The 12,067-nt window shown below is 62.3% G+C and carries 9 protein-coding genes and 1 riboswitch; of the genes, 5 read left to right on the top strand and 4 right to left on the bottom strand.

The window, feature by feature from the left end; all coding sequences use genetic code 11:
* Positions 1-57 precede the first annotated feature (57 nt).
* The 5 genes from AC19YY_RS20015 (at position 58) to AC19YY_RS19995 (ending at position 7,574) form a co-directional block, all read left to right on the top strand.
* On the top strand, positions 58-1,395 hold the full coding sequence (locus AC19YY_RS20015) for a lysine N(6)-hydroxylase/L-ornithine N(5)-oxygenase family protein (RefSeq protein ID WP_169954758.1): 1,338 nt from the start codon (positions 58-60) through the stop codon (positions 1,393-1,395).
* 323 nt (positions 1,396-1,718) lie between these two features.
* Complete coding sequence (locus AC19YY_RS20010) at positions 1,719-2,435, top strand: MgtC/SapB family protein (RefSeq protein ID WP_169954757.1); 717 nt, start codon at positions 1,719-1,721, stop codon at positions 2,433-2,435.
* Between the two features lie 325 nt (positions 2,436-2,760).
* The gene (locus tag AC19YY_RS20005; protein ID WP_169954756.1) at positions 2,761-3,387 is read left to right on the top strand and encodes a response regulator transcription factor; all 627 of its coding nucleotides are present in this window, start codon (positions 2,761-2,763) and stop codon (positions 3,385-3,387) included.
* 1 nt (position 3,388) lies between these two features.
* Complete coding sequence (locus tag AC19YY_RS20000; protein ID WP_500604721.1) at positions 3,389-7,027, top strand: transporter substrate-binding domain-containing protein; 3,639 nt, start codon at positions 3,389-3,391, stop codon at positions 7,025-7,027.
* Between the two features lie 133 nt (positions 7,028-7,160).
* Positions 7,161-7,574: an ANTAR domain-containing protein gene (locus AC19YY_RS19995; protein ID WP_169954754.1), complete on the top strand. Its 414-nt coding sequence runs from the start codon at positions 7,161-7,163 to the stop codon at positions 7,572-7,574.
* 1 nt (position 7,575) lies between these two features.
* Here AC19YY_RS19995 and dkgB read toward each other — a convergent pair whose 3' ends face one another.
* From dkgB to AC19YY_RS19975, 4 genes are all read right to left on the bottom strand, one after another.
* Complete coding sequence (gene dkgB, locus AC19YY_RS19990) at positions 7,576-8,379, bottom strand: 2,5-didehydrogluconate reductase DkgB (RefSeq protein WP_169954753.1); 804 nt, start codon at positions 8,377-8,379, stop codon at positions 7,576-7,578.
* Between the two features lie 122 nt (positions 8,380-8,501).
* Positions 8,502-9,416, bottom strand: a complete 915-nt coding sequence (locus AC19YY_RS19985) for an ABC transporter substrate-binding protein (protein WP_172314492.1) — start codon at positions 9,414-9,416, stop codon at positions 8,502-8,504.
* Positions 9,413-9,772 (bottom strand): (2Fe-2S) ferredoxin domain-containing protein, encoded by a 360-nt coding sequence (locus AC19YY_RS19980; RefSeq protein ID WP_500604720.1) that lies wholly within the window; start codon positions 9,770-9,772, stop codon positions 9,413-9,415. The genes AC19YY_RS19985 and AC19YY_RS19980 overlap by 4 nt, the downstream gene beginning before the upstream one ends.
* Entirely contained in the window at positions 9,772-11,712 is a 1,941-nt protein-coding gene (locus AC19YY_RS19975; RefSeq protein WP_492633451.1) for a TonB-dependent receptor plug domain-containing protein, read from the bottom strand. The genes AC19YY_RS19980 and AC19YY_RS19975 overlap by 1 nt, the downstream gene beginning before the upstream one ends.
* Positions 11,713-11,803: 91 nt before the next feature.
* A riboswitch (cobalamin riboswitch) is annotated at positions 11,804-12,008 on the bottom strand.
* Positions 12,009-12,067 lie beyond the last annotated feature (59 nt).

Below are 12,067 nucleotides of genomic sequence, written 5' to 3'. Positions count from 1 at the left end.
GCAGGTCGCCCAGGCTTTCCGCCCCATCGCCACGGGGCTTATCCAGAGGACACTGGAATGACACAGGCAATTGCATCGCCCGCGGTTCACGACCTGATCGGTATTGGTTTCGGTCCCTCGAACCTGGCGCTGGCCATCGCCCTGCAAGAGCGCGAGAAAGCCCAGGGCAAGCTCGATGTGCTGTTTCTCGACAAGCAGGCCGACTACCGCTGGCACGGCAATACCCTGGTGAGCCAGAGCGAGCTGCAGATTTCCTTCCTCAAGGACCTGGTGACCCTGCGCAACCCCACCAGCCCGTACTCTTTCGTCAATTACCTCAAGGCCCACGGGCGCCTGGTGGACTTTATCAACCTGGGCACCTTCTACCCGTGCCGCATGGAGTACAACGACTACCTGCGCTGGGTCGCCGGGCAATTTACCGAGCAAAGCCGCTATGGCGAGGAAGTGCTGGCCATCGAGCCGATCCTGCATCAGCAGCAGGTCGAGGCGCTGCGGGTGATCTCCCGCGATGCCCATGGCGAGCAACTGGTGCGCACCGCACGTTCGGTGGTGGTCAGCGCCGGTGGCACGCCACGGATTCCCGAGGCGTTCAAGGCGCTCAAGGATGACGGGCGGGTGTTCCACCATTCCCAGTACCTGGCGCGCATGGCCCAGCAGCCGTGTGTCGAGGGCAAGCCGATGCGCATTGCAATCATCGGCGGTGGGCAGAGCGCGGCCGAAGCGTTTATCGACCTGAACGACAGCTTCCCCTCGGTGCAGGTGGACATCATCCTGCGCGGCTCGGCCCTCAAGCCTGCCGATGACAGCCCGTTCGTCAACGAAGTGTTCTCCCCGGAGTTCACCGACCTGGTGTTCCAGCAGCCCAGCAGCGAGCGCGAACGCCTGGTCAACGAGTACCACAACACCAACTATTCGGTGGTGGACCTGGACCTGATCGAGCGCATCTACGGGATTTTCTACCGGCAGAAAGTCTCCGGCATCGCCCGCCACGCATTCCGCACCCTGACCACCGTGGAAAAAGCCAGCGCCGGGCCCTTGGGCATCGAGTTGCTGGTACGTCACAACGCCACCGGTGAGACCGTGATCAACCACTACGATGCGGTGGTCCTGGCCACAGGTTATGAACGGCAGATGCATCGCCAGTTGCTGGCGCCGCTGGAGGCCTATATGGGTGACTTTGAAGTCAGCCGCGATTACCGCGTGGTCACCGACGAGCGCTGCAAGGCGGGCATCTACATGCAGGGTTTCAGCCAGGCCAGCCATGGCTTGAGCGATACGTTGCTGTCGATCCTGCCGATTCGCGCCGATGAGATTGCCGCCTCGCTGCACGAGCATGACCGCAGCCTGGGCCAGGCGCGCTCGGTGCGTGATGTGCTGCTGGCCACCGCGAGCTGACAGCGTTGCAGATCGCTCCCGCGCCCGCGGGAGCGATGCCTGGCTGAACCCTGGCTGAAGAACCCGGCGATTCGCCGCACTGTCACTTTCCTCCCGCAGACTGCGGGCGTAAGCTGCGCCGGTTTTCAACCATAGCGCAGACCTTCGTGAACAGACTTTCGAGTGACAGTTGTCGACCAGGCTTGGCCAGCTGACGCGCATCCCCGTGCCGTTGCCTCGCCGATCAAGCGAGAAGCGGTCTTTGGGTAGCGAACCGTCCTGGTTCCTGCCTGATCCCCCTTTTTTCGACGCTGATTCTGCGGGCAATCAAAGGGAGATTCATCATGCAAGCCCTCAACAATATCAATCTGGATTCCCTGATCGACACCGTGGTCAGCCTCAGCGCGGCTTTCATCCTGGGTGGGCTGATCGGCTTTGAGCGCCAGTTCCGCCAGCGCACGGCGGGGCTGCGCACCAACGTGCTGGTGGCGGTGGGAGCGGCGATCTTTGTCGACATGGCCAACCGCCTGGCCGGGGCCGAAGGGGCGGTGCGGGTGGTGGCGTATGTGGTGTCCGGGATTGGCTTTCTCGGCGCCGGGGTGATCATGCGCGAGGAGGGCAACGTACGCGGGCTCAATACGGCGGCCACGCTGTGGACTTCCGCCGCCGTGGGCGCCTGCGCCGGCGCCGACCTGATCCTCGAGGCGTTCCTGGGTACCTGTTTTGTGCTGGCGGCCAACACCTTGCTGCGGCCGATCGTCAATAACATCAACCGCCAGCCTTTGGATGTGGTGTCGGCGGAGGTCACCAATATCCTCTACGTGATCGCCCGGCGCGCCCAGCAGCAGGCGGTGATGGCCTTGCTCGAATCGGAACTGGCGCGCTGCAACTACCCGGCCAGTGATGTCGACGTACGGCCATTTGGCACTGAGGAGGTGGAAATCGAGGCGACGCTGGCGGCCAACTCGGTCGACGGTGATGAACTGGACGCCCTGGTGGCGCGGATCTCACAGTCGAACCTTGTGGTGCAGGCCTTCTGGAGCCCCAGCACCACCGACTGAAGCAAACCCTGCATCCCCCAAAAAGCCGCCTCCTGTCATAGGGGGCGGCTTTTTTTATTGAATTTGACTACGCTTTTGGAAGGATTAATCCTACAAGTGCGCCGGATTTTCCCTTCGGGCGAAACATCATTCCGTTGTTAATGTTGCGCCGTTGCACCTAACCAAATTCCGTTGAAACGTTCTGTGTAGACAGTGCCGCTGGTCGGAACTGGTATTTCTCACAGGTACAGGGGTTTCGTGTGATGTGTAAGGGTGTTGGCGCCCCTGAAATGAGTGGTCGCCAATGAAGCAACTAAACAATCGTGGTGTCTTCCCAGGGAGCCGCATGAGCAAAGCGCTAATCGTGGATGATCATCCGTTCATTCGTTCTACCGTCAAATACCTGTTGCGCCAGGAGGGCTTCGAGAAGATTTTCGAAGCTGCCAACGGTGCCGACGCCTTACAGATTGCCAGGGAGGAGCGACCGGACCTGGTCATCCTCGACCTGGCCATGCCCAAGTTGGGCGGGCTGGAGGTCATCAGCCGGATCAAGGCATTGGGCCTGCCCTGTAAAATCCTGGTGCTGACCTCCTATCTGGCAGTGTTCTTTTCCACTCGTTGCATGCGCGCCGGGGCGATGGGCTTTGTCGCGAAAACCGGTGAACTCGATGAGCTGCAAAAAGCCATCAAGGCCGTCATGTCCAACTACAGCTGCTTCCCCAGCCTGCCCACCAGTTCGGTGCGCAAAGACGACTTGCAAACCACTGAACAGCAACTGGTAGAGGCACTTTCCGACCGCGAACTGATGGTGCTGCAAAAGCTCGCCCTGGGCCTGGGGAACAATGAAATCGCCAAGGACATGCTGTTGAGTCACAAGACCATCAGCACCTATAAAACCCGGTTGAAGGAGAAACTGCGCATGTCTTCGGTGGTGCATTTATCCAAGTTCGCCCAGCGCAATCATCTGATCTGAAATGTCGACCTCTCTGGGCAAGTGGCTCGCCGTACTCTGGCTGGCGGGCCTGTCACTCACCGTCAACGTGGCTCTGGGCGAGCCACAGGCTTTGCATCTGTTGGGGCATTCGAGCCTGGAAGCGCCGCAGGTGAACCTCAATGAGGCGGACTGGCGCTGGTTGCGCCAGCGCCGCACGTTGGTGATGGGGGTTTCCGCTCCCGACTACGCGCCCTTTGATCTGACGAATAACAACGACGAACTGGAGGGGATTACCGCCGATTATGCGGCGTTGATCGCCCTGGCCCTCAACGTCAAGGTCCAGGTGCAGCGCTATGAGCACCGCGACGAAGCCATCGCCGCCCTCAAGCACGCGGAGGTGGACTTTGTAGGCACGGCCAACGGCTACGAGGCGGCGGACGGCCAGTTGAAGCTGTCGCGCTCCTACGCCAATGACCAGCCGATCCTGGTGACGCGGGTGGGCGATAGCCAGTCGCTGACGGCCGACCTGGACGGCAAGCGCCTGTCCATGCTTTATCACTACATGCAGCCCGGTGCAGTCGCGGCCTTCTACCCCAATGCTTCATTGCATATCTATCCGTCGGCCTTCGAGGCGATTGGCGCAGTGGCCTTTGGCCAGGCGGACGTCTACCTGGGCGATGCAATCAGCACCAACTATCTGATCAATAAAAATCATCTCAATAACGTGCGCATGGCGGACTTTTCCAGCCTGGAGGTCAACCCCTTTGCGTTCGCGCTCGCCGGCGACAATGAGCGGCTGCTGCGTATTGTCAATGCGGTGCTGGAGGTGATCCCCGCCAATGAGCAGATGGAGATCCTGCGCCGCTGGAGCGCCGGTAACCTGGGGGTGGTCGGCCGCGAACGCCTGCGCCTGAGCGCCAGTGAGCAACGCTGGCTGGACAAGCACCCACGGGTCAGGGTCACGGCGCTCGACAAATTCCTGCCGCTGTCATTTTTCAACGACCGTGGGCAGTTCCAGGGCTTGAGTGCCGAGGTACTGGCGCAGGTCAGCTTGCGCACCGGCTTGAAGTTCGACGTGATACGCGGCGGTTCGCTGCCGCGCCAAGTCGAGCAGGTCAGCGAGGGCGACGCGGACATGATCGCGCTGATTACCCCAAGCATGTCCCGGGAGGACAAGATCCGCTTTACCCGGCCTTACCTGAGCAACCCGTTCGTGCTGGTCACCCGCGATGATGAGCGCAGCCCGATCACCATGGAAGATATGACAGGTAAGCGCCTGGCGGTGATTCGCAGCAGCGTACAGCGGGAAATCATCAGCCGGGAATACCCCCAAATCATCCTGGTAGACGTCGACGGCCCCGCCGAGGCCATGGCCCTGGTGGCCAGTGCCGGGGTCGATGCGTCGGTCAATGCGCTGATGATTGCGCGCTACATGATTGCCCATAAATACCGTGATCGCCTGCGTATCACCAGTACCGTGGGCGCGCAGCCAGCGCGTATCGCCTTTGGCGTGGGGCGCGGCCAGTTGGAGCTGTATTCGATCCTGGAAAAGGCGCTGCTGAGCATCTCTCCCCAGGAAATGGACGAGTTGACCAACCACTGGCGCAGCGAGGTGGTGATCGACGACAGTTACTGGCTGCGCCACCGCGACACGATTATCCAGGGGTTTGCGCTGGCCGCGCTGCTGTTGGCGCTCACCCTGGGTTGGGCCATTTACCTGCGCAGCCTGATACGCAAGCGCGGCCAGGCCGAGCGCGCGCTGAGCGACCAGATGCGCTTTATGAGCGTGCTGATCGACGGCACGCCGCACCCGATCTATGTGCGCGACCGCATGGGCCGGTTGATGGCGTGCAACAGCGCCTACCTGAATGTATTCGGCTTTTGCCTTGAAGATGTGATCGGCAAGACCGTGGTCGAGACCGACACCGGCAACCAGCCCCAGTCCCAGTCCTACCATGAAGACTACTTGCGCCTGATGGAGCGCGGCGAGCCGCAGATTCACGACCGTGTCCTCAAGGTGCCTGGGGGCGCGACCCTGACCATTTACCACTGGATGCTGCCGTACCGCGACGGTGACGAGAAGGTCGTGGGCATGATTGCCGGCTGGGTCGATGTCAGTGAACGCCAGCGCTTGCTGGGGCAATTGCAGGAGGCCAAGGAGGGTGCCGACGCTGCCAACCGGGCCAAGACCACGTTCCTGGCGACCATGAGCCATGAAATCCGCACGCCGATGAACGCGGTGATCGGCATGATCGAGCTGGCGTTGAAAAATGCCGAGCAGGGGCGGATCGACCATGATGCCCTGGCCGTGGCCTCCGACGCTTCGCGGGGCATGCTGGAATTGATCGGCGATATTCTCGACATCGCGCGCATCGAGTCCGGCCATCTGTCCCTGGCCCTGGAGCCATCGAACCTGCGTGAGTTGCTGGCCTCGGTGGCGCGCATCTTCGAAGGGCTGGCGCGGACCAAGGGCCTGGTGTTGCAGGTGGCACTGGACCCGCTGCTCGACCGGCATGTACTGATCGATCCGCTGCGCTTCAAGCAGGTGGTTTCCAACCTGTTGAGCAACGCCATCAAGTTCACCGCCCAGGGCCATGTGCGCTTGAGCTGCAGTGGCTCGCCTGCGGTTGCCAATGGTTATCTGAGCCTGCGGCTGGTGGTGGAAGACACGGGGGTAGGCATCAGCGTCGAGGACCAGATGCGCCTGTTCAACCCGTTTGTCCAGGGGCGCAATACCGACCAGTCGGCGCGCAGTGGCTCTGGCCTGGGGCTGGTGATCAGCCGCAGCCTGTGTGAAATGATGGGTGGCCAACTGAAGTTGAGCAGTGTGCTGGGGCAGGGCACTCGCGTGGAGGTCACGTTGGCCCTGGCCGTGGCGTCTGCTGCCGCGGCCCATCACGAGCCGGCCGCTCTGGATGCTCCGCCGGCCCATAGGTTGAATATCCTGGTGGTGGATGACTACCCGGCCAATCGCCAATTGCTGACCCGCCAACTGAGCTTCCTGGGGCACCGCATCACTACGGCCGAAGATGGTGTGCAGGGCCTGGAGTACTGGCGGGCCGAGCGCTTCGATGGGGTGATCACCGATTGTAATATGCCACTGAAAAACGGCTATGACCTGGCGCGGGAAATTCGTGCCGACGAGCGTGCCCGTGGCCTGGCGCCTTGCCTGTTGCTGGGGTTTACCGCCAATGCCCAGCCCGAGGAAACCGAGCGTTGCCTGGCGGCGGGGATGGACGGTTGCCTGTTCAAGCCGACTGGCCTCGACGACCTGCATGCGGCGCTCGCTTCGCGTACGGCCCTGCCTTCGGTCAACGAGCCGCAGGCGGCCGAGGCGATCCAGACGATCGATCTGGGCCGCTTGCTGAAGTTGACCGGTGGCGATATGGACGCGATCAGGGAACTGTTGGAGCCGCTGCTCGACAGCCTCGCCGAAGACCGCACGCAACTGCCGGCCTTGCTGCAACAAAACCACTACGCACAGTTGCATGACCTGGCCCACCGGACCAAGGGCGGGGCGCGCCTGGTTGAGGCGCAGGCGTTGGTGAGCGCCTGTGAGGCCCTGGAAGCCGCCTGTGAACAGCGTGATCGGGAGGCGTTGGCCTTGGCGGTGGCTGGCGTGCAAGCAGCCATTGATCAGTTGCATCAGGCCCTGGCGGACTATTGCAACCGGGCATAAGAGTAGGAACTGCGAGAGTGTTTAGGAGAACTCCTACGTGCAGAGGGAACTACGCTGATTTTGCTATCGAAATATGTCTGAAAAAGTAGGCCGCTCCTTCAAACCACGAGCGCTGCCTGCTCAGGGACCTGCCATGCCCACCAAAGCACTGACCATCCTGATCGCTGATGAACAGCACCTGCAACGCTTGCACCTCGAGAAAATGCTCAACCAACTGGGTTACTACCGGATCGTCCCGGTGCAGACCTTCGATGAAGTGCTGATCCTGACCGATATTCCAGCCGAGCCATTCGATGTGCTGATTATCCATGCGGGCCTGGCCGCCAGCGCGGGTGACGCACTGGCGTTCCAGCAGGTGCGCCATGTGCTGGTCTATGACGACCAGCACAGCGGGGCGCCGGCCTCCCAGGCGATGATGCGTTTGCCGGGGTCGCCCGACAGCCTCACCCTGGAGCACTTCATGGGCATCATCGACCCGCCGTCACCGGCCAGCGGCTTGCGGGTCTTGCCGTGGCTGCGGGAGTTGGCGCGCAGCCCGGCGGTTTAGCTCAGTCCCACTGCGGCGCAATGCCCTTGGGGCTGGTCAGGCGCTGACCGCGCTCAAGGCCTGCGATCTGCGCCATATCGGCTTCGCTCAAGGTCAGTTGCACGGCCTTGAGGTTGCTCTGCAGGTTGGCGCGTTGGGTCGAGGACGGAATCACCGCGTACCCCAGTTGCATGGCCCAGGCCAGGGCCACCTGTGCCGGTGTGGCCTGGTTACGCTCGGCAATCGCCTGGATCACCGGGTCTTTGAGCACCTCGCCGTAGGCCAGGGTCATGTACGAGGTAATCTGGATGCCGTGGCGCGTGGCGAAATCCACCACCTTGCGGTTTTGCAGGTACGGGTGCAGCTCGATCTGGTTGGTGGCGATATTCTCGGCGCCGACGGCGGCGATGGCTTGTTCCATCAGTGCCACGGTGAAGTTGGAAATGCCGATCTGCCGGGTCAGGCCCTGGCGCTTGGCTTCGAGCAACTGCCCCATGAACTGGGCGACGGGCACCTGGTTTTCCGGCGACGGCCAATGGATCAGGGTCAGGTCCAGGTAGTCGGTCTTGAGCTTGCGCAGGCTTTCCTTGAGGCTGGGGATCAACTGGCCTTCGGCAAAATTGGCGATCCAGATCTTGCTGGTGATGAACAGCTCATCGCGGGGGATACCGCTGTCAGCGATAGCCTGGCCGACCTCGGCTTCGTTCTCGTAGATCTGCGCGGTATCGATGACCCGGTAGCCCAGGTCCAGGCCAGTGCTGACGGAATCGATGACCACCTGGCCTTGCAGGCGGAAAGTGCCAAGGCCGAATGCGGGAATAGACATGAGTGACTCCTGTGATGGCGTGAACAATGGCCTCGAGTATCTGCCCGGGGCGCCCGGGGAAACACCCACGATTGTTCAAATGACTCTTGACCATAAGTCACGAGTCGCCGGCAAGCCCGCTCCTACAGGGTGTTGAGCTGGCGCGTCAGGTCCAGCACCACTTTGCCGCTGCCGACAGTGGGTACCAGGTGGGTAAACGGGATATCGATCATGCGGTTTTCCCGCACCGCCCGCAGGCGCGACAGCACCGGGTCGCGGGTCAGCAACTGGCGTTTACGGCTGGCCGGGGACCATACGGCATCGGCCAGCAGGATCACATCCGGGTCGCTCATCAATAACGTCTCACTGCTGACCGTGACCCGGTATTGATTGATCCCGGCCAACAGGTTGCGCGCGCCGGCGGCGGCCAGCAGGGCAGTGACGAAACCTTGCTGTCCTTCGCTGTCCAGGCCGTTGACTTCACTGTCGAGGTAAAACACCGACAAGGGTGTTGCCGGCTTGGCCAGTGCCCGGGCGCTGGCCAGGTCGGCGTCCAGGGCGGCAATCAGCTCGCGGGCGCGCTGCGGCTTATGCAGCAGGTTGCCCAGGGTTTGCAGGTCTGTGCGGATATGCCCGAAATAATCCAGGGAATGCCCGGCACAGGCCGATTCCAGCAGATACGAAGCCACGCCATTGCCCGCCAGCCCGGTGCGCGAGGTGATGCCGTCGCCAAAAGCCGTGGCAAACCCGCCCACCACCAGGTCCGGCCTCTGCCCATACAGCACCTCGCTGGCCGGGTAGCGCGGGGCAATCACCGGCACCCCCAAATACTTGCCCTGCTTATGCGCGACGCCGTTGTCATCCAGGTACGCCACACCCACCAGCGCCGGGCCGGCGTCCAGGGCCAGCAGCATATCGGCAGCGTGTTGGTTGAGGGCGACAATCCGCGCCGGCGGTGCATGGGGCAGTTGCCAATCCTGCTGGCAGTTGCGGTAGTCGTGCGCAATGGCCGAGGCACTGCACAACAGGGCGATGGCAACGCCTGCCAAACGTTTCATGGATGCTCCCGGATCAACAGTTCCTCGACCACCTCGCCGCCCACCAGGTGCACATCCACCAGGCGCACGGCATCGGCCTTGCTGTGCACTCCATACCAGCAGCGCTGCGGGTACACCGTGAGCACTGGCCCCAGGTTGCAGGGGAACTGGCAATGGGTGCGCGTCAGCAGCACACCGCCAGGCACTTCGATGTGCTGGTGCTCCAAAAGGCGCCGGCGCAGGGTTTTCCACAGTTGCAGGGCGCCACGCTGGGTGCAGCGCGGGCCGATGCACAGCAGCACATGGTGGGCATGCTCGGGGATACGGGACCAGTCGGGGTGGGTGTCCACCCCGTCGATTTGCGTGATTTCAGTCATCAGAAGCGATACGTGTAACGCACCTCCGTGGTGAACGGCCGGCCCAGGTTGTCGACATTGCTGGAGCGGCTGGTGACGTAGTCGCGGTCGAACAGGTTTTCTACCAGCAGGCTCACGCGGTGTTGATGGGCAGGGTCGAGGTAGCGATAGGCGTCGGCGTCCACCACCGAATAGTGGCCGTATTCGACTCTTTTCGAGCTGATTACATCGTGGATATAGCGGATCGCCGCGCCGGCGCCCCACAGGCGGTTCTGCGACTCGAAACCCACCCGCGAGCGGGCAAAGAAGCTCGGCACGTCATTGAGGGTGACCCCGGCGCGCGATTCGGTCAGGTTGCGGGTCATGTCCGCCTGCAAGCTCCACTGGTCGTTGAGCGCCAGCTTGGCGTCGGCCTCGAAACCGCGCACCTGGATCTGCCCCTGGCCGTTGACCCAGTGGCTATCGTCGAGGGTGATCAGGTCGGTGATCTTGCGCTTGAACAGGGTCACGCTGGCGCTGAATTCACGGTCGGCCAGCAGGCCCTTGTAGTCCAGGCCCAGCTCGGCGTTACGGCTTCTTTCCGGCTTGAGGTTGCGGTTGCCCAACTCGTCGCCGGGTTCATTGACGAACAATTGCTCGGCATTCGGCAGCTTGTAGGCCGTACCGTACTGGCCGCGCAGGGCCCAGTTGGGGTTGAGGTCGTAGAGCGAGGTGAGCATGCCGACGGTGGCACTGTCGCCGCCGCTCATGGTTTCGTGGCGCACGCCGATGCTCGGATGCCAGTCGGGCAGGGCGTCGATCTGCGGGCGCAGCTGGGTGTACAGGGCGTGGGCCTGGGCCTTGTTGTTGTCGATCACCAGCACGTCGTCCTGGCCCTTGAACCACTGGTTATCCGAGCCGAACACCAGCACATGGCCGCCCGTAAGCTCAGCCTTGCCTTCGGCCTGCACGCCCCAGTCGGTAAAGCCCCAGTAGTCATTGTGGTTGCGCACCACGGTGCCGCCGTCGGCGGTGTTGTTGACCCGTGAGTAGCGAGTGTCCCAGTCGTTGATATGGCCCTTGACGAAGTAACTCAGCCGCTCGTTGATGTTTTGCTCGAAGGTCGCCGTGGCAATCTGCTGCACACGGTCGTTGGTGGTCTTGCGGTTGTTGGTGGCGCCGGCAAAGTCCAGGTTGGCATCGGAGTACTGGTAGAACAGTTCCAGGCGCGAGTCATCGCTAAAAGACTGGATGGCCTTGGCGCCGAGGGTGGTGACTTCGTAGGAGCGTTTCTTGTCGGTGACGTTGCTCATGTCGCGGTTGCGAAAGGGCTGGTAGCCCTCGGACACGTTATGGCTGACATAGGCCAGCAGGCCCAGGTCGCCCAGGCCATTGGTGAAAATCCGCTCGGCCCGGGCATCACCCGTGGTGCCGCCAAAGGTATCGACGCCCAGGTTGGTTTCGCCGGACACCTCACGGGTCTGCGGGCTGCGCGTGACGATATTGATCACGCCCGCCACGGCCTGGGTGCCGAACAACAGGCTCTGGCCACCCTTGAGCACTTCGATGCGCTCCACGGCGTTGGCCGGCAGGGTGTCCAGGTACAGGCCCCCGTACAGGCGGTTGTTCAGGCGTACGCCGTCGAGCAGGATCAGCGTGTCGTCGTTGCGCCCGCCCAGCAGGGAATAGGTGCCGTAGTCGAACGGGCCGTTTTTCGGCGCGACGTAGAAACCGGGGATAAACATCTGCATCGCCCGCGTGATATCGGCGCTGGGGCCGGCGCGTTCGATCTGGGCGCGGGTGACGATCTCGACCTTGCTGCCGTATTGGGCCATGTCGGCCACGGTGGTGGACTCCACCGACGGTGCCAGAATGGTCTGCGGCTTGAGTTCCAGGGCGCTGTTGTCAGCCAGTAGCAGGGGGCTGAACAGGCAACCCAACAGCAGGGTTGGGCCAGAAGTGACGTAACGTTGAAAAATCATAGTCTTCTCGAAAGTATCTTCGCAGAAGCACGCAGGAGAAAGTATCGAGCACACGCCAATACCGGCCCATGCCCGCCCACCGCAGGATTTTGCCAAACACACATTCCAGGCCGGTCTCCGGGCTCTCGCGTATCGAACCCTTCACCTTCCCATGGCGCTCTGGCCACAGTGGTGTGTCGAAGGGGTCACGCGAATACCGTTGCGGGGGCAGCACCGGACTTGCTCGAACGAGCGTACCGGTTTCCCGTTTCACCTCATGCACGGCGGCATGCGGCACCTGAAACAGGGCCGCATCTGAACATTCGCCGGACCGTTCGTCAATGTGCCGAACCGATTGCGCAGCGCCGCGTGCTTG

The sequence above is a fragment of the Pseudomonas sp. MF09156 genome (genome assembly GCF_059862305.1).
Note: the sequence above shows the minus strand (reverse complement) of the source record. Positions and strands in the feature narration are given on the sequence as shown.

Excerpts from the sequence above, each read along its gene's own strand:
- AC19YY_RS20015 (WP_169954758.1), top strand. The coding sequence starts at position 58 with ATGACACAGGCAATTGCATCGCCCGCGGTTCACGACCTGATCGGTATT.
- AC19YY_RS20010 (WP_169954757.1), top strand. The coding sequence starts at position 1,719 with ATGCAAGCCCTCAACAATATCAATCTGGATTCCCTGATCGACACCGTG.
- AC19YY_RS20005 (WP_169954756.1), top strand. The coding sequence starts at position 2,761 with ATGAGCAAAGCGCTAATCGTGGATGATCATCCGTTCATTCGTTCTACC.
- AC19YY_RS20000 (WP_500604721.1), top strand. The coding sequence starts at position 3,389 with ATGTCGACCTCTCTGGGCAAGTGGCTCGCCGTACTCTGGCTGGCGGGC.
- AC19YY_RS19995 (WP_169954754.1), top strand. The coding sequence starts at position 7,161 with ATGCCCACCAAAGCACTGACCATCCTGATCGCTGATGAACAGCACCTG.
- dkgB (WP_169954753.1), bottom strand. The coding sequence starts at position 8,379 with ATGTCTATTCCCGCATTCGGCCTTGGCACTTTCCGCCTGCAAGGCCAG.
- AC19YY_RS19985 (WP_172314492.1), bottom strand. The coding sequence starts at position 9,416 with ATGAAACGTTTGGCAGGCGTTGCCATCGCCCTGTTGTGCAGTGCCTCG.
- AC19YY_RS19980 (WP_500604720.1), bottom strand. The coding sequence starts at position 9,772 with ATGACTGAAATCACGCAAATCGACGGGGTGGACACCCACCCCGACTGG.
- AC19YY_RS19975 (WP_492633451.1), bottom strand. The coding sequence starts at position 11,712 with ATGATTTTTCAACGTTACGTCACTTCTGGCCCAACCCTGCTGTTGGGT.